The following is a 19625-nucleotide window of genomic DNA, read 5'->3' as shown; positions in this document are numbered from 1 at the left end:
TTATGAAGATACTCGTTATTGAAGATGATCATGAGACGGGGCATTATCTCGAAAAAGCTTTTTTGGAAGTAGGGCATTCTGTTGATGTTGCTTATGATGGGGATACGGGATATACTTTAGCGACCACGGAAAATTATGACGTTATGGTTATTGACCGAATGCTTTTGCATCGTGATGGTCTTTCTATTATTACTGAATTGCGCGCTAAAGGCAATGAAACACCGGTTCTTATTCTGTCTGCTTTAGGGCAAGTCAATGATCGTGTAACGGGGTTACGTGCAGGCGGAGATGATTATTTGACAAAGCCTTATGCTTTTTCTGAACTTCTTGCGCGTGTTGAAGTTTTACAACGGCGGAAAAATCCTAAAGAAGCAGAAACTGTTTATTGTGTAGGTAATCTTGAGCTTGATCGGCTAGCACATACGGTAAAACGGGGTGATAGAAACATTCTATTGCAACCACGAGAGTTTCGTTTACTTGAATATTTGATGCGCTATGCGGGGCAGGTTGTTACACGCACTATGCTTTTGGAAAACGTTTGGGATTACCATTTTGATCCACAAACGAATGTTATTGATGTCCATATCTCCCGTTTGAGAGCCAAAATTGAAAAAGATTTTGATGTTCCCCTTCTCCATACCGTGCGTGGAGCTGGGTATATGCTGAAAGCACCAGATAGCAAAGCATGAGTCGTTTGATTAATATAATGCGCACGACGGCGCTAAGGCTTTCAGCACTTTACATTTTATTGTTTGGGTTGGTGGCAACAGGACTTTCTATTTATATGACGGAATTTTCTGCTTCATTGTTAACAGAGCAAACTGAACAAGCTTTACATGAAGAATTAAAGTATATTGAAAATGCTTATAATTATGGGGGATTATCCTTATTAATGCGCACTATTGATTATCGTTCAAGACAACCAGGAGCATTTCTTTATCTTGTTACGGATTCTATGGGGCGTATTTTAGCAGGAAATGTAGCACGTATTGAATTAGGTCTTTTGAATCAGAGTGGTTTTATTTCTACCTCTTTTTTGTATTCTCGTTTTGGAGAACATGGCAAAACAAGTGAACATCGCGCTTTGGCGGTTATTGTTGATTTACCTAATGCTATGAAGATTCTTATAGGACGCGATTTGGATGAGCCAGAACGTTTTGCAATTGTTATTCGTAAAGCTGTGATCATTGCACTTGCTGCAATGGTTGGAGGTGCTTTACTCATATGGTTTTTTGTTGGCAGGAGAGCTTTACAAAGGATTGATCATGTAACAGCTGCATCACAGCGCTTGATGGATGGTGATTTCAGTGGGCGGTTACCTGTTTCTGGAGTAGGGGATGAGTTTGATCGATTGTCAACTAATCTTAATGTTATGTTAGACCGCATTGAAGAGTTAAATATTGGTCTACGTCAAGTATCAGATAATATTGCTCATGATCTGAAAACGCCGTTAACGCGTCTTAGAAATCGCGCTGAAGAAGCGCTTTCAGGAAATAAGACAAAGCTTGAATATCGTCAGGTCCTTGATAGGGTTATTGCAGAGTCAGATCAACTTATTTGTACGTTCAATGCGATTTTAATGATTTCACGTATTGAGGCCAGCAGTGCAATTGAGCATCTTGAAATGATGAATATGAAACTGATCCTTGAAGATGCTGTTGAGATTTACGAACCTTTTGCTGAAGAGTCAGGTGTTTTACTTCGGTTGGGCAATATATTTGATAAAGAGCTTAAGTTGAATCGTGAGCTTGTTGCACAATCAATTTTTAACCTTATAGATAATGCCATTAAATATGCGTCTAAAGGTGAAAGGAAAGCAGGAGTTTGCTTATCAATGGAATATCGTGATGAACATTTATTAGTTGTTGTGAGCGATAATGGACCAGGAATAGCAGAGGATAAACGTGAAAAAGTGACAGAACGCTTTGTTCGTCTTGAAGAAAGCCGCACACAACCTGGGTTTGGAATTGGTTTAAGTATAGCAAAAGCAGTTATGAAGCTTCACGGGGGTGAGTTGTTACTTGAAAATGCAAATCCAGGGCTTAGAGCTGTTTTGTTATTTCCTTAAAGATATTTTTCTTCACTTTTCTCTTTTCATACGTAACAACTGTTTTAAAAGTATAAAGCAATAGAAAGGAAAGCAAAATGCTTTTCAAGGGAGCGCAGACGAAACAAGCTTTTTTAAAAACACAGCTTCTCCCTTTATGCCCTCTCGATAAAAGTGGTTCCCAATGGTTAAAAGACTTGGAAGAACAAGCAAGAAAAGAAGGTTTAGAATCGCTTGTTTCCCTTATTTCAGAGAGTGGAACGCAGATTGATTTTATCCGTTCGGTTATGACCTTATCTCCTTTTTTGCGTGAGGTTTTAATTGCCAATCCATCATATCTTAGTGCTTTATTAAATGTTGATATAGAAACAAGGCTGAACGAAATTATAGATGATATTACGGCTATTGATAAGGATAAATCTATAAATGAAACTTCATTGATGGCTGCTTTGAGGCGCAAAAAACGAGAAGCGCATGTTCTCATCGCTTTAGCTGATTTGAGTGGTGTTTTTACTTACGAAGTTTCATGTGCTTGGTTGACATGTTTGGGCGAAGCAGCATTAAGTGTAGCGCTGCGTTTTCTATTAAGAGAAGCGCATGATCATGGTAAGATCAATTTATTAAGCCGTGAGAATCCAGAAAAAGACTGTGGTTTAATTATTTTAGGAATGGGAAAGTTAGGAGCAGGGGAACTTAATTATTCTTCTGATATTGATCTTATTGTTTTCATTGATGAAGCATCACCTCATATTGGTAATCTTTCTGAAAGTGTTGACGTATTTTCTAAAATGGTACGCCGATTAATCCGTATCATTCAAGAACGCACTGCGGAAGGATATGTTTTTCGTCTTGATTTTCGGCTTCGTCCAGATCCAGGATCAACCCCTTTAGCCTTACCAGTAAGGACTGCCTTACGGTATTACGAAGGGCGTGGACAAAATTGGGAACGAGCAGCCATGATTAAAGCACGTCCAGTTGCTGGCGATAAGAGGGCAGGTTTTAACTTTCTTAAAGAGCTTTTTCCCTATATGTGGCGGAAATATTTAGATTACGCTGCTATTGCTGATATTCATTCGATCAAACGTCAAATTCATGCGCATAAAAATTACGGTCAAATTGCAGCTTATGGGCATAATATAAAGTTAGGTCGTGGTGGTATTCGTGAGATTGAGTTTTTTGTTCAGACACAACAGCTCATTGCTGGTGGGCGTTTCCCTCAATTACGTGGACGTCAAACAGTTGCAATGTTAGCAGAACTTCACACGCTTGGTTGGATCAGTGAGAAAACGAAAAATAGCCTTATAAAAAGTTATGCGTTTCTTCGAAATGTGGAGCATCGTATTCAAATGCTTTTCGATGAACAAACACATCTTCTTCCAAATGATATTGCTCAATTTACGAGTGTTGCCTATTTAATGGGTTATCAAGACAGTAGCAGCTTTATCCGTGATTTATTAAAAACACTTCATGTTATTGAAAAGCATTATGCAGCACTGTTTGAGAATGAGCAAGAGCTTGGTTTAGAAATTGGTAATTTAGTTTTTACAGGTGAAGAGGATGATCCGGAGACATTAATAACGTTAAGCCGTTTAGGCTTTGAAAGAGCAAGTGATATTTGTCGCATTATGCGCACCCTCCATTGTGGTCGTTATAAAGCAACGCAATCAGCCGAAGCACGCGAGAGATTAACGGAATTAACACCAGCTCTTTTGAAAGCTTTTGGTGGGACAAAACGAGCTGATGAGGCGATGTTGCGTTTTGATAGTTTTTTACAGGGCTTACCTTCAGGAATTCAGCTTTTTAGTCTTTTGCAGTCTAATCCCTCTCTTTTGGATATGCTTGTCCTGATCATGGGTGCTGCTCCACGTCTTGCAGAAATTATTACACGCAGATCCCATGTTTTTGATGGAATGTTAGATCCGAATATTCTTTCAGAATTACCAACAAAAACGTATTTAGAAAAACGGCTTGAATATTTTCTTGAAAATGTTCTTCCTTATGAGGAAATTCTCGACCATTTAAGAATTTTTGCAGATGAACAACGTTTTTTGATTGGCATTCGAATTTTGAATGGTGCAATTACAGGAGAAAGAGCGGGTTTTGCTTTTACTGCGCTTGCTGATCTTATGATTAAAAAAACACTTGCTGCCGTTCAAGAGGAATTTTCTCGTCTTCATGGTAGTGTTAAAGGGGGGCGTGTTGGCATATTGGGTATGGGGAAGCTTGGAAGTCGCGAATTAACGGCAGATTCCGATGTTGACCTCGTTTTTCTTTATGAGCACGATGATGACGCAGAAATATCTGATGGAGAAAAGCCTCTTTATATCTCTCAATATTATACGCGTTTAGCACAGCGCCTCGTTTCTGCTTTATCCACTCTTACAAGCCAAGGTGTTCTTTATGTTGTTGATTTAAGGTTACGGCCGTTAGGCAATAAAGGACCTGTTGCTGTTTCTTTTCCATTTTTTAAAAAATATTATCGCCAAGAAGCATGGATATGGGAATATCTTGCTTTAACAAGGGCTCGAGGCATTGTAGGAGATCCTGATTTTTTACAAAAGCTAGAAAATGAAGTGTGTGCAATTATTGCTATTTCTCGTGATAAGAAGGAAGTTGCAAAAGAAGTATGTGAAATGCGTTCCTTGATTGCAAAAGAAAAGCCGCCAAAAAATCAATGGGATTTAAAAACGATGTCTGGTGGCATTATGGATTTGGAGTTTATTGCTCAATTTTCTCTTATTACGCATGTCATTGAGTTTCAAATTGGAGCGACGACAGCGGATATTTTAGATCACTTACCAAACAGTTTTCTTAATCAGTCATGTATTGCTGATTTACGTTATGCTTATTATCTTTATACAAATTTGAGTCAAATTATACGGCTTTGCTTAAATGATTCTCTTGATCCCAATGACATGCCACCTGGATTAAGTGACCTTTTGTTAAATAGTGTTGGGGAACCTGATTTGCTTCGAGTTGAAAAATTAATTGCAGAAACTGGGCAATTGGTCTGTTCAGTTTTTACAAAAATCATGGAACATTAAAATAATTTTATAAGAATAATAAAAATTATTAATTCCATTTTTATATATTAATTTTTGTCTTTTATTTCATTACACGTTTGAGAGAGTTAGAGTGAAGTTCTCTACGAGTTTTTCAAGTGTGATAAAAAATCTCTATTCTAGGTGTCATTCTTTATATAAAAAGCGATGAGTGATTAATTTTGTGAATCATATTCTTTATGAGCCTTATCTCATTTTTTCAAAAAAAACTGACATTATAATTATTTATATAATTCTAGATAATAATGATCAATATGAAGCTATAAAAGCTAGTATAGATTAATATTTTTAGGAGATTGTAAATAATATTTAAATAATTTATTTAAAACTAATTTAAATTTTTAAACTGTATCATTTTTTCTATAGATTTTTTGAAAAAAGTGTGAAACGATTTATTATTATTTATGTATCACATTAGCTTTAGGGGAGCAATTATGATTACAAAGTATTTAGTCTCAACATCTATATTTTCTTTAATTTCAATTTCTGTAGTACAGGCGTCAGATATTGTTATTCCTGAACAGCCTGTTCCTGTTATTGCAGGGCATGCTTTTTCTTGGACAGGATTTTATCTTGGAGGACAGATTGGTAACTTTTCAGGTAAAACAACTGCAAGTTATTTAAAAGATGAGACAAGGATATGGAATCCAGTTGGAAAGGAGAATTTACCTAAACTTTCTGGTTTTATTGGGGGAGTTTACGCAGGTTCCAATATTGATATCGATAATAGTTTTATTATAGGTATTGATACAGATATTATGTGGTCTGGGAAAAAGGATTCTAAAGATGTCACTCTACCGAAAAAAAGTCCAACGGAAGAAAAACCAAAACCTATAGAAGAAAAAAGTCTAACAAGAGATTTGCATGAGGAGGATCCGACAACACCTATTAAAGCTGTACGTCATACTTTAAAACAAAAATGGGCTGGTGCTACGCGGGTGAGAGTTGGTTTTGCGATTGAGCGTGTGATGCCGTATGTTTCTGGAGGAATTGCTTATACGCAGCTTCAGAATATTTTTGGGTTAGTTTCTGATAGCAAAAATGGAGAGGTTGATTCTTCTGATTGGTTGCATGATGAGAAAAAGACTATGATTGGTTATACCCTTGGAGGTGGTGTTGATTTTGCAATGACTGATAATATTATTGTGCGTGCAGAATATCGTTATTCAGATTTTGGCAAGAAGAAGTTCGTGCATGATAAATTTGAAATGAGCTACAAGACAAACGATTTCCGGGTGGGTGTAGCTTATAAATTTTAATTTTTTGCAGAATTAAAAATTCAAAAGTCTCATTTTCGAGTGAGGCTTTTATTTTTCAGATATATGCTGGAAAATATTCTTCACTCAAAAGAGCTACTGTTTTATTCGAACAACACTTTGATTTATAAATATAATTTACTTTTTTCATGTTGAGTGAGAGCCCCAAGTATTATAAGATTTCTTCATTTTAAACCTATACCATGATTGAATCAATCAAAACCGCGTCTTTTGCACGTCAAAAGGATGGAGAGTCGTGAGATAAAAAACATTAAAGAAAAAATAAAATGCTTCTTATGAATCATCTCAAATGCCAAAGGCTGTCGCTACTTGGGGATTGGCACAGTATGAGATTTGATATTAGCTTGCTTTTTCATAAACGTAAAGATGGTGCTGCTAAATGAACTTATCATTACATCATTTATAGGTGCCGTCGGGAAATGGGTTTGGTGCTGTAAAAGATGCTTTTTAAAATCAACACATGAATTGGCAATTTAATGGCGTTTTGTTTTATTTGAAAGACCTCTCATACAATCGACTTTTCTGTTTTTCGTTATCATAAAATATTTTATTTAATAACAAAAAAACTCTAAAGCACGTAAAACCACCTCCGCAATATAACTCAATAATAATAATTCATATTATAATTTTCATTACTAGATATTTTGTGTGATATTATAAAGTGATTTATAGGAAAAAATAGATAGAAAATTATGAATTTATCGAGACATAAAAACATTATTACCTATGACAGTTATCGAAATAGAATCTATTATTTTTATAAATATTTTAAATGTATGATAATAAATGTCGAGTGAAATAGTCGTGGATCATTTCAAATCTATTTACGATAAATCAATCAACATCATTTGTTTATGAATCACAAGTAGATTGGGTTATTGAAATTATATACTTTAGTTATTATTGGGCTGTTTTAGTCATCTATTTTCAGGTATAGAAGCTGAATGAGCTTCTCTATTATTCTATAAAATATCATCACTGTAGTGGTATAAGCATTTTACGCATTAGATGCTTTTGGAGGAGTGTATGATGAAATTCAAAGCAGGGTTTATTTGTAGAGCTTTGTGAAGTAAATCACATGCGCAATTAGCAGCTGGAACCCGTGCGACAAGAATCCGGATTATTTATAAATCAGATGTGGTAGAAATTTTCGGACTTCAGGACGGGAAGGAAGTAAACCGATGAGTTTGTAAAGCCAGTTACATAAGTGAGGTAGCAGATGGAACTCTCTGAGAAAAATTGATTTATCGACAGAGAAGGTAAAACTTTGTCTTTTAAGGAGAAAAAGGGAAATAAGAATTATGATTTCCAAAGGGATGTGAAATAAAAATATTTTCGTTTTTGTTTTTTTTTGGCAACTATGAAGGTGTTTAAAGATTGATTGTTTCAGTACATGCAATCTCGTTTTTGGGGTTGATAATGCTATAACGTTGCAATTGGCAGTGCCATTGATTTTGTAAGCGTTCAATGGAAAATAAATTAAAGCCTGCGGGTGGTTTTTTATCACCAAAAGCTTGTGATGCGGAAGGAACACCAACAATAGGAATTTTTTTAATTGGTCCTTCAATGTAATTCAATGTGGGTAAATGAGTATGTCCGTGAAGAATAAGTTCGCAACCGTGATATTTGATAATGTCTAGAAAACGTTTTATATCCCATAGTTTTTTATGCCAAGACGTTGCCTTGGGAAAGGGGGGGTGGTGAATCATGACGACACGAAAAAGGTTGCGCTGTGCTGCTTCCTTTAAAAAGAGCGGTAAAGTTTGCGCTTGCATTTTACCAAAATAACCAGAAGCTTGAAAAGGTGGTGTTGCAATGGCTGAAGAAGCTGCTATGATGGCAACATCTTTGCGAATGCGCATATAAGGAAAGGCTCTTTTTTGAGGGACGTCACCTGTGATCCAAGGTTTAAAGAAAGTGCATGCTTTTTGGAAAGCGCCGCGGACATAAGCGTCATGATTTCCAAATGTCAAGGAAATATCTTGGGGTTTTCCTAAGTTAAGTAGCCAACGATGAGCTTGTACAAATTCCTTATCGAGAGCAAGATTCACAAGATCACCGGAGATCACAAGATGATCAGGTTTTGTTTTGTTCAAGGCATCTATTAAAGTTTCTAGGACATTTGTTGCCATTTGACTCTTACGTTTTTTTTGCCAATTCAGATAACCGGTAAGACGTTTTCCAGAAAGTTCAAAAAGGGAAGGTTGCGGGAGAGGTGAAAGATGTACATCCGATATATGGGCAAGATAAAACATAGAATCTCGTAGAGTATTAAAACGATTTAAAGAATAAACATAAGATAAGTTAGTGCTTAAAAGCAAGAAAGATTGTGAAATGAAAATTAGCTTGCAAAACAGAATGTCTCAAGCTGAATGTTCCAAATAGAATATCCCCAATAAAGTATCATTGTATTGCACATTCACATATTTGTAAAAAAACATTTCTCAATGTGTTTGAGCTAATTTCACGACGCGGTATTTGATGCTATAATGGAAAAGCTTCTGTGAAGTATATAGGGCTTACTGTACACTGTCATCTCTACGCTTATACAAGGCACAAATAAAAAACATCATACTATTCCCTCAATTTTATGAAAATTCTTGCTTTAAGAGGATTCATAAGAGGTATTTCACTCTTTTCTTCAATGGTGTTTATTCATGCAGACCTCTTTTAATGATGTGCAAGAGAGCGATTTTAATTGATTTAATATGGAAAGTATTACAAAGAAGCAAAATTCTACAGGGAATAATGACTCAATATGAAATAATGATAAATTATCATTATAGATCAATGTTTTTATCTAATTGTAAAAGACAAGAAAATACACAAAAAGATAAGCTGAATTTTAAGATTATTATATGGAATTTCAGATTTTTCAACGGCTTTCACGATACCACATGCTACTCAACAGTAAAAGGCAAGCAAGTAGTGCCAAAAAACCAGAAAATATCGAAAAATAAAAGGTATTAATTAAACGGGTTTCTGTCGCTTCTTTTAGAACAATTGAATGTGCTGGGGAAGAAGACGGGCTTATTTTTGATTGAATCAACTTGAATGGAGGAAGATGAATGTTTTCTTTTCCCTCAGGGTGTAACCGTCCGATGTAACCACCGGTTTGCTTAATAATGGGGGCTAGTTTTTCTTGCGTTGAAATTAAGTCAAACAATTCAAGATTATCGAGCATCCCTACAGAAGAAAGTATTGCTAAATCGCCATTTTTAATGGTAAAAATCCCTGTTTCATCAGTGGTCACAGTTGTGCTGAAGAGACCTTCTTGCTCTTTGGAGAGAGTGATATTTTCTTTTTTTCCAGACGGAAAGATTATTTCAGCGGGTTCTGGATGGTCTTTTAGAGTTTGGCGGCGAATTGTTAAATGACGATGGCTGCTGATTGCACTTAATTTTTCTTCCTCAAGTTCTGGTTCTTTCATGAGCCAATGGGCAATACGACGATAAAGAGCTGCATAAGGACCGCCGCCTTCGAAACCTCGTGCCCAAAGCCAACTTTCATCGGAGAGCAACATGCCTACACGTCCTTTATCAACATGCGAAAGAAGTAAAAGTGGTTGTTCATCGGCTCCTTTCATGAGGGCGATTCCGTTATTTATGTTTTGAATAGCAATTTGTCGCAACCATTGTCCCCATTGAGAAGCGGGAAGGTTACGTGTTGCAAGACCTTTTGTGACAGGATGGCGCTCACCTTCTTTGGTTAATGTGGGGCGAAAAGGTTTTTCAATAATAGTCCCATTGGGCAATGCCGGTAGAATGCTTATTAAAGGTGTTTTCGCAAGTGAGTTTTTTTTGGTAAATTCAGGTCCTGTTATCATCAACAATGCACCACCCTTTTGTACATATTGGGCTATATAATCATAATAGATTAAGGGGAGAACAGTAGAGTGCTGGTAGCCATCAAGGATGATGAGATCAAAGTTATTAATTTCTTCAACAAAGAGTTTTCTTGTGGGAAAGACCACTAAGGATAATTGGCTTGAGGGCGTATTATCTGCTTTGGTGGGGGGACGCAAAATAGTAAAGTGAACAAGATCAATATTAGAGTCACCTTTCAAAAGGTCTCGCCATGTCCGTTCTCCATTATAAGGAGCACCTGAAATAAGAAGAACGCGTAAATTTTCTCTGATTCCTTCAATGATTGTTATGGCGCGGTTGTTTTCAAAGCTTAGTTCACCTTTGTGTGGATCGGTTATCACTTGGATAATATTTTTTTCAGCATGAGGAAGGGTAATTTCAGTTTGAAAAATCACGCCAGGAGTCACAGAATAATGGCCAATGTCTTGTCCATTGACGCTTAGTGTAATATTTGCTTTCTGCGGTATTGTTTTTTTGGCAGGGACTTTATCTTCTACCAAAATGGAGAGCGTTTGTGGTTTGTTGACAAGGGCAAAGCGTGGAGGAGAAATAAACTTGATTTGGCGATCAAATTCATCGGAGTGTCCTGTAATAAGAGCATTGAGAGGTGCTTCATGATGAAGGTCTGATAGGTCCGGAATGTCATGTACTTGTCCATCGGTGATAAAAATGGTTCCTGCATAACGAGAGGGTGGCACATCAGATACTGCTTGTGTTAAAGCATCAAACAAATTCGTTGAGGGCGCATACTGATTATCAGCAAGTTTTCCAGCTTCAATAAAGCGTGGTTCAAATTGTGGATAGTGTGCCAATGCTTGAGTTAATCGCGCGCGCGCTACATCACTGTCGTTTGTACGTGTTCCAAATGTTTGGCTTTTGCTGCGATCAATGACAATTCCTACAGTGCTTTTAAGTGGTTCGCGCTGCTCTCTTATGACCATTGGATTGAGCAAAGCAAGGATGAGGGCGCTTAATGTCATCAGACGAAACAAAGAACCTTGACGTTGCGTAACAAGACCAACAACGACAAAAATAATCGATATTCCACTTAAGAATAGAATCCAAATGAGTGGTAAAAAAGGCTGAAAAGTGAAAAATGATATCATTGCCTTCTTTCTCTTTTAAAACGTTCCAAGAGTGCTGGAACATGAACTTGATCCGCTTTATAGTTTCCTGTAAGAACATAAAGGACAATATTTAAACCTGCACGAAATGCCCATAGACGTTGCATTGGATCATTGGGCACAAGGGGATATTTCCATGTTCCTTTTTCATCGAGTGCCCACGCACCGGCAAAGTTATTGGCAGTGATGAGAAGAGAACTTACATTATCACCGCTGGCAAGAGAGTTTTTATTTTTTTTGTTTGTTGATGAGGATTCAATCCATAAAGGTGAACCACGATAGAGACCAGGAAAATCTGGAATAATATAAAAAGAACGTGCAACAACATGATCCGTTGATGCGGGCTCAATAGATGGAATATTTAACTCTTTTAAGATATCCCGTAATCTTTGCGTTTCAGGAGTTGCATCTCCTTCAAGATTAAGATTGCTCTTTATCTGATCGCGCGTATCAAATAAAATTGTTCCCCCATGTTTCATAAAGTTATTTATTTTTTCAAGGCTTTTGGGGGTTGGTATAGGACTTTTAACATCAATTGGCCAGTAAATAAGAGGATAAAAAGAGAGTTCATCTTTATCGAGATCAAGTGCTGTAACAGAGCCTGGGGTAAGCATTGTGCGCTCTGCGATAAATTGACTTAACGCTTCTAGACCACTTTTACTTGTTGTATCAATTTCATGATTATTGGTTATAACATAGGCAAGATGTGTTGCACCAGCAGCTTGTACACTATCATGATGATTTTCTTTCGTTTGTGCATGAAGAGTTGGATCATATGAAAACAAGGCAATAAGACTTATAAAAGGGAGAAGAAACATATTACGCCGTTTCATGAAAGAAAAAATATCTCCCATCCATAAAATGAGAAAATTGTCAAAGGCGAATAATAAGACGGCTAATCCTAAAAGTAGACCGATAAGATTTTTTTCTTTTGTATCATAAGATAAAGGACTTTTATTAAGAGAAGTTGGCAATGATGATTGTTTCATCAAGTGCGACGAATAAGTTAAGAGATTGAGTGCATAAAAATCGTTTTTGACACCATAAAGTCCTGGAGGAGTATGATAGGAAGGATGGGGTGGATTTTGAGAGTCAAAGACCAGTGGAATAACATCAGAAGGCGGTATTTGTAATTGTCCGTCAGCAGCTATGGTTCGCCATGGGTTTTGTACCATTGTTCTTTTTTCTCTATGTGTTAGGTTTGTGTTTTTGTTAGCCCCTAATGTGATGAGTTTTTGCAACATTTGTGCAAAAAAGCCAGAAAGAGGAAGATTAGACCATGTTGGGTCAGGAGCAACATGAATGAGAATGAGGGTTCCTTTACCACGTTTTGCTGCGGTAATAAGAGGGGTGCCATCCGCAAGGCTAAGCCACGTTTTTTCAAAAAGATCTGGGGTTGGTTCTGCGAGGATTTGGCGCGAGACAGAGACATCTTCTGGAAAAGGAAGATCGAAGAAAAAACTATTTTTTGCAAAAGGGGCAAGCTTTTGTGGTTTTGTCCAAGACATAATACTTCCAAGGAAACGTTGACCCTGACGCAGCGGTATCGGAAGGAGATTATCATAATGTTTTGCACTACTGAGTTTTTCTCCTGCAAAGCGGATGAGTGTTCCCCCTTTATTCACAAAATCAGAAAGTTTTTTTTCTGCTTTTTCAGGCATGTTAACCATGTCGCTCATAATGAAAACAGATGGATTTTGTTTAAGCAAATATTCAATATCTGTTGAAAGCTCTCTTCCTCCGGCTGTTATAAGCTGTGTATATCCCTGTAATGCTTTGATAATGTAATAAAATGGAGAAAGTAAAGGCTGTGCCATTTCATTGGTATCGGGTGATAGAAGAGCAACACGGCTTATCCTGTTATGGCTGTCTACCAAGAAGGTTGCAGCAGCATGGTTTTGATTATTTATTTTTATCCAAGCGATATCATTGCGTAGTTCAAGTGGTACATCAAAAGGGACAAGAGCTGTTGTTTCTCCTTCAGAGAAATGTTTCGTAAATTGACCGAGAAGTTGATTGTTTGAATCGTAGAGGTTGAGTGTAGCGGAAGTTTTGCCGTGTGTTGTTGAGCGGATAATACGCGCGACCATGCTTCCATCATTATTTTCTACGGATGTTATGCCGATTAAATCGGAAATATCCGCCAAATACCATAAGAATTTTTCAGGTTTTAATTCTTCAAGCAAAGCAAAAGTTTGCTCATCTTCATTTGTTTGTAATCCATCACTTAAATAAGCAATATCAAGAGGTTTTCCTTTGGTTATTTTTCTGAGCTTTTTTAAGACATGCACACGGTTGACAGGCCAAGGACGTGGTTGCAAATGCATTAAATGCTGTTTTATAATCTTGGCTGGTTGGGGCTCTATATTAGAGATATCATTTTCAGCTGTTGCAACAAGATAAATATTTTTTTGCTGTTTTTCTGCCTGTGTAAGGAGCATTTCAGCGATAGAGATGCGCTTTTTCCATTCTTTTACAGAAGCCCAACCATTATCAATAATGAGTGCAAGGGGTTGAGATCCGGAAAAGCTGATTGTTTTTTGATTCCAAGTGGGGCGTGCTAAAGCTATGATAACAAGTGCTGCTATGGTTAAACGCAACAAGAGCAACCACCAAGGTGTATATTTTGCTGTTTCTTGCTGATGAGTTGGTTTGGGTAAGAAGCGTAACGGAGGAAAAAGCTCTTTACGCGGAGATGGAGGGGTTATCCGCAACAGCCACCAAATAACCGGTAGGAACAAAAGCCCTAGTAAAAGAAAGGGAGCAGCAAAACTCAAAGCGCCCTCCTTTTTTGCAATGGAGAGCCGCCCATTGTATTTGCAAGATGAAAAATGGTCTCTGTTAAAGGTTGATCCGTTGTACTAACATGATAAGACCATCCTTGGCGTGCGCAAAAATTTACCAACTCTTGTCGCCTTGCTTGATATAGTTTGCAATAGCTCTTACGAAGATCTTCTGCTTTTGTGGAAACATATTTCTCTTTTGTTTCAGGATCAAAAAATTCTGTGTGGCCTGCGTAGGGAAAGCTTTCTTCTGCGGGATCAGAAATTTCAATTAAATGAGCTGTCACCTGTTTTGTAGTTAAAACGGTTAAATGTTGGATGATTTTTTCAGGAGAGTCGAGAAAATCACTCATTATAATAACATGCGCAAAGCGTGTAACCGTTGAAAAATCCGGAAATGAATTTTCATCTGAATGATTTTCTAAAGCAAAGGCTATTCGTTCTACAACATTGGATGTTATCGTGGGGGGCATTAAGTTGGGAATAGCAATATGTTCGCCACTGCGTGCAAGAAGGGATGCTAGGGTAAGGGTAAGAATAATGGCATGATTACCTTTAGAGATTTTAGAAAAGCGCGAACAGTAATGCATTGACGCGCTCTGATCGGGGCAGAGCCAAACGATTTGTGTCATTTGCCATTCGTGTTCGCGGAGATACGTATTTTCATCACGCGCTGAGCGACGCCAATCAATGCGGGCAATGGATTCTCCTTCCATATAGGGACGAAATTGCCAAAAGTTTTCCCCATTACCACGTTTACGTTGTCCATGCCATCCGGTTATCAGTGTATTAGCGATATGACGCGCTTGTAAAAGGAAATATGGCATTTTGCCAGTATCCTTATGCAGCTCATTTGTCAGCGACAATGGAGGCTTTTGTAAAACTTTTTTGCCAATAGCCATTCAAAGAGCATCTTTCACAAGGTTATTGATAATATCTTTTACGGTTATATCTTCAGCACGAGCAGAAAAATTAAGAGCCATGCGATGTTGTAATACGGGATAGGCCAATGCTTCAACATCATCAAGTGAGGGGGCTAAGCGTCCATAATAAAGAGCACGGGCGCGAACACAAAGTGAAAGGGCTTGTGATGCCCGTGGACCAGGTCCCCAAGAAACATAAGTATTAGCAAGGCTATTGTCTTTATGAGGACGAGTTGAGCGGACAATTTTTAAAATAGCTTCGAGCACATTTTCTGAAAGAGGCATTTTGCGAACGATATTTTGAATTTTTTGCAATTTTTTGGCGGATAAAATTGGTTTTGCATTTAATTTCTTTTCTTTTGTTGTTTCTAAAATGATCCGTCGCTCTGTTGTGAGGTCAGGATAGTCAATATCGATTTGCATCAAAAAGCGATCCAGTTGTGCTTCAGGAAGTGGATAGGTCCCTTCTTGTTCGAGAGGATTTTGCGTTGCAAGAACATGAAAAGGTTGTGGCAAATCATAACGATTACCTGCAACAGTAACATGATATTCTTGCATAGCTTGTAAAAGGGCTGACTGTGTCCGTGGAGAAGCACGGTTGATTTCATCGGCCATGAGAAGTTGCGTGAAAATAGGACCTTGAATGTATCGAAAAGAACGTTTACCGTCTTTATCAGAATCCATAATTTCAGAACCAATAATATCCGACGGCATTAAGTCAGGGGTAAATTGGATGCGTTTTTCATCAAGCCCTAAGACTGTTCCTAATGTTTCAACAAGACGTGTTTTTGCAAGTCCAGGAGCACCGACAAGAAGGGCGTGACCACCAGCAAAAATAGCGATTAAAGCATATTCGATGACCTGATTTTGCCCAAAAATAACTTTGTCAATTTCTTGTTGTAAAATGTCCAATTCTTTGTGTGCCGTATCAATATCATCAATAATGACTTGAGCTTCATGATTGATATTGACCTTTTTTACAGAATTGGATGATGGATCATGTTGACTCATATTTCTTCCTTAAGGCGTTTGTCGCAAAAATGGTAATTTTCTCTGCATGATAATGGATATCTTATTGTTTGTAACAGAAAATGAGAAGAAATGAAGTATCATATGCCGTTTTTTTATATTCGTATATAAGAAGAGAAAAGTTTCTTTGGACGGAATGGATGTGTTTTATAAGGGATGTCTTAAAAATTTTGTTTTATGAAGGGAATTCTTTAAAGAAATGAAGACAACTTTTTTGAAAGGTTAAAGGGTGAATATAAGACAGAACTTCAAACAGGTTTCGTGGTTACAACAAAGAGATGTCCAAACACTTCTTCATGTTTTGTCTTTGGAGGGAGAGGAGGCGCGTATTGTAGGGGGCGCAGTGCGCAATCAACTGCTAGGGCAGCCTATTAGTGATATTGATATTGCAACAACTTGTTTGCCGCAACAGGTTATTGCACGTGTAGAAGAAGCAGGATTTAAAGCTATTCCTACAGGGATTGCTTTTGGTACAATAACAGTAGTTGCTCATTCATGTTCTTATGAGGTTACAACGCTTCGCTGCGATATTGAAACAGATGGTCGTCATGCAAAAGTGGCATTTGGTCGTGATTGGAAAAAAGATGCTGAACGGCGAGATTTTACGATAAATGCGCTTTATTGTGATGCTGCTGGCAATCTTTATGATGATGTGGGAGGTTTGAGTGATATTGCTAGCCGAACAGTTCGTTTTATTGGGGTTGCAGAAGATCGTATTTGCGAAGATTATTTGCGTATTTTACGTTTTTTTCGCTTTTTTGCGTGGTATGGAGCAGAGCGACCTGATGTGCAGGGATTGAAGGCATGTGTTCGTCTAAAACACGGCTTAAAAAAACTTTCTTCTGAACGGATTTGGGCAGAAATGAAAAAGCTTCTTGCAGCGTTTGATCCAACGCGTGCTCTTTTATGGATGCGACAAAGCAGAATTTTGACACTCATTTTTCCTGAAACAGAAAGATGGGGTATTGATGCAATTCACGCATTGGTAAAGACAGAGCAGGCTCTTGGTTGGAATGTTGATCCATTGTTACGGCTAGAAAGCCTTCTTCCTCCTGACCTCATACGTCTTCATGAAATGGCTCAGCGCTTGCATTTTTCCCATAAAGAAACAACACGATTAAAAGAATGGGCAGAGTTAGAAATAATAAACCAAAATTGTTCTGATCATTTTGTGCAAAAACTGATTTATTTTCATGGACGACAGCCAGTTTTAGATCAATTATCGTTGTCTGTCGCTGCATCACATCTCGATAATCTGGAAAAAAGTGATGCTTTGCAAAGAGCAGAGGATTATGTCAAGCTTCATCAACTTGCCAAAAAATGGCAGATTCCAACTTTTCCCATTAATGGTAACGATTTAATAAAGAAAGGTTTTGCTAAAGGTGTGCTTTTAGGAAAAAAGCTTAAAGAGTTAGAAATGATATGGGTTGAAAGCGGATTTTTAATGGACCGCCATGCATTATTAGAAAAAATTGATTTATAATATTTCTGTTTATATTTTTAAAGTCAACATATTAATTTATAATAATAATTTATTATTCTTCATGTGAAATAAGAGCTCTAAATATTGTAAGGTTATTTCAAACCTGTTCATATTACATTAATCAAAATTATTGCCTTACACGGTCACAAGTAGAGGAAATCGTGTGAGGAAAAATGATTACGAGGAAAAATGTCTCTTAAAAACCATCTCAAAAATAAGGATTCTTGAAAGTGAGAACGGATAAGAGAATAATGATAGAGGTTTGCACTTTGTATGGGCATAAAAAGGGGGATATCTAATGGATTTTTACTATCAGGAGTATTTAATCATTTATAGGTGGTGATATGAAATTGATGTGATGGGCACTAAGAAATATTTATTTTATCAGCAATTTATTGTTGAAAAATGATAGGCGTTATATGCTCTAACTGTTCTTTATATGTTGTATATTGTTTTTCGTGTTTAATCACTCATTATATTTTATAAAAAATATTTTTTAATTATTTAAAACCATATATCATGTATTTTTGTTATTCTATTAAATATTTTAATGGAATTGGTTTGTTTTTATAGATTACAGTTTCTTTCATGATAACCAATTTGGCGCAATGCTTCTCCTGTTGTTATGGCTACGCACATGGCGAGATTTAGAGAGCGTGCTTGTGGTTGCATGGGAATTTTCAATGTGTAATCGGCCGCTTCATAAACATAATCGGGAACGCCAGCTGTTTCACGACCAAAAAGTAAAACATCATTTTTTTGATAGCATATCTGCGTATAGCATGTTGTTGCTTTTGTACTTAAAAGCAACAGACGGCGGTTAAAGTGTTTCATGGAGCTTATAAAATGTTGCCAATCAATGTGCCGTTCTAAGGAAGCATATTCGAGATAATCCAATCCTGCGCGTTTGAGATTACGATCCGACAGATTAAAGCCTGCAGGTTCAATAATGTGCACATGTAAACCAAAACAAGCGCTAAGACGTAAAATCGTTCCAGTATTACCAGCAATATCAGGTTGGAAAAGAGCTATATGAAGTGTCATGTTCTCTGTAATATGATTTTTCTTTCGACTTTGTAAAGAAGCGTTACAATTTATTCGAAAAATATGCTTTGAGAAATACATGTTTTTTTACGTTTAATTTTTATTCACTTTAAATTTCAGGGAAAAAGTTATGTACACAGCTTTGTTTAGGATAAGAGAGAATCTCTCTATTAGGGACTTCCTTTTATTGAGCGATCCATGAAATGGATTGGCTCATTATGTTGATATTCGATATCATATCAAAAAACACAATAAAGTCAATAGGTTGTGTGAAATTATTTTACATGAATCCACTTAAGAATCCACATTTTTATACGTGATTCATTTGACCATTTTTTATATAAGATTAGCACGTATAAATAGACCATAAAAAGCAAATCATGATGCAAATATTATAACGCATGTGTGTATTCAAATGAAATGAAAAGCAGATATCATTCATAACAGTTCATAAATTTTATGATATGTTTTTATCACAGCAGAAATCGCATTGTTTAAAATTTAGTTGTTTGGAATTATCGATAACATAAATTGTATACGTTTAAAGAATGGTATGAGTTTTGCTCTTTTTTGAGCGAAACCTTAAAAAGGAATAATCGTTTGAAACTGTCATAAGCTTATAGGTTTAATTCATAAAGATTGCACAAAGGATTTAAAGACAAGATTGATTTTATAACCACGGTATTTTTTTACCGAGGTAGGAAATAAAGGTAATGAAATTCAAAAAGTTATATCTTATGAAATCAAAAGCCTTTTTAATGAATAAAAGCAAGCTATCAAAAAACGTTTAAAAGTTACATTTAAAGCACAGAGCCCAAATATGGGCTGAGTGAATTTAGTCACCCCAAATTTGGGGGCACCTATTGAAACAAAGATAAGCAGGTAAACTTCAAAATCGTTGTAACATCATAAAGGCATGGGATTTTACTCAATTTTGGAGTCAAAAGCGATATTGTTTAAAGAATGCTCTATTCTAAAGTTAACGTC

The 19625-nt window shown here is 36.8% G+C and carries 11 protein-coding genes; 5 read left to right on the top strand and 6 right to left on the bottom strand.

Annotated elements, in window-relative coordinates; all coding sequences use genetic code 11:
* Positions 1-2: 2 nt before the first annotated feature.
* The 4 genes from PVV60_RS06420 (at position 3) to PVV60_RS06405 (ending at position 6368) form a co-directional block, all read left to right on the top strand.
* On the top strand, positions 3-689 hold the full coding sequence (locus tag PVV60_RS06420) for a response regulator transcription factor (RefSeq protein WP_273723878.1): 687 nt from the start codon (positions 3-5) through the stop codon (positions 687-689).
* Positions 686-2068: a HAMP domain-containing sensor histidine kinase gene (locus PVV60_RS06415; protein ID WP_273723877.1), complete on the top strand. Its 1383-nt coding sequence runs from the start codon at positions 686-688 to the stop codon at positions 2066-2068. Before PVV60_RS06420 ends, PVV60_RS06415 begins: the two co-directional genes overlap by 4 nt.
* A 77-nt stretch (positions 2069-2145) precedes the next feature.
* The gene (locus tag PVV60_RS06410; RefSeq protein WP_273723876.1) at positions 2146-5091 is read left to right on the top strand and encodes a bifunctional [glutamine synthetase] adenylyltransferase/[glutamine synthetase]-adenylyl-L-tyrosine phosphorylase; all 2946 of its coding nucleotides are present in this window, start codon (positions 2146-2148) and stop codon (positions 5089-5091) included.
* Between the two features lie 452 nt (positions 5092-5543).
* Positions 5544-6368 (top strand): outer membrane protein, encoded by an 825-nt coding sequence (locus tag PVV60_RS06405; RefSeq protein WP_273723875.1) that lies wholly within the window; start codon positions 5544-5546, stop codon positions 6366-6368.
* Between the two features lie 1388 nt (positions 6369-7756).
* On the opposite strand, the gene PVV60_RS06400 is transcribed toward PVV60_RS06405, so the two are convergent.
* From PVV60_RS06400 to PVV60_RS06380, 5 genes are all read right to left on the bottom strand, one after another.
* Positions 7757-8641: a metallophosphoesterase gene (locus tag PVV60_RS06400; RefSeq protein WP_273723874.1), complete on the bottom strand. Its 885-nt coding sequence runs from the start codon at positions 8639-8641 to the stop codon at positions 7757-7759.
* Positions 8642-9261: 620 nt separating this feature from the next.
* Positions 9262-11358 carry a glutamine amidotransferase gene (locus PVV60_RS06395; protein WP_273723873.1) on the bottom strand — a complete coding sequence of 699 codons (2097 nt, stop codon included), beginning with the start codon at positions 11356-11358 and terminating at the stop codon, positions 9262-9264.
* Positions 11355-14153, bottom strand: a complete 2799-nt coding sequence (locus tag PVV60_RS06390) for a DUF4159 domain-containing protein (protein ID WP_273723872.1) — start codon at positions 14151-14153, stop codon at positions 11355-11357. Before PVV60_RS06390 ends, PVV60_RS06395 begins: the two co-directional genes overlap by 4 nt.
* Positions 14150-15061, bottom strand: a complete 912-nt coding sequence (locus PVV60_RS06385) for a DUF58 domain-containing protein (RefSeq protein WP_273723871.1) — start codon at positions 15059-15061, stop codon at positions 14150-14152. Before PVV60_RS06385 ends, PVV60_RS06390 begins: the two co-directional genes overlap by 4 nt.
* A complete protein-coding gene (locus PVV60_RS06380; protein WP_273723870.1) occupies positions 15062-16093 on the bottom strand; it encodes a MoxR family ATPase in 1032 nt (343 codons plus the stop codon).
* Between the two features lie 247 nt (positions 16094-16340).
* Here PVV60_RS06380 and PVV60_RS06375 point away from each other — a divergent pair, with 247 nt between their 5' ends.
* Positions 16341-17594, top strand: coding sequence for a CCA tRNA nucleotidyltransferase (locus tag PVV60_RS06375; protein WP_273723869.1), 1254 nt, complete (start codon positions 16341-16343; stop codon positions 17592-17594).
* Between the two features lie 567 nt (positions 17595-18161).
* On the opposite strand, the gene PVV60_RS06370 is transcribed toward PVV60_RS06375, so the two are convergent.
* A complete protein-coding gene (locus PVV60_RS06370) occupies positions 18162-18638 on the bottom strand; it encodes a tRNA (cytidine(34)-2'-O)-methyltransferase (RefSeq protein ID WP_273723868.1) in 477 nt (158 codons plus the stop codon).
* Between the last annotated feature and the right edge of the window lie 987 nt (positions 18639-19625).

It is taken from the genome of Bartonella sp. AU18XJBT (assembly GCF_028618595.1).
Taxonomy (GTDB): domain Bacteria; phylum Pseudomonadota; class Alphaproteobacteria; order Rhizobiales; family Rhizobiaceae; genus Bartonella.
The sequence above is the reverse complement of the archived record's forward strand: the minus strand, read 5'-3'. Positions and strand labels throughout refer to the sequence as shown.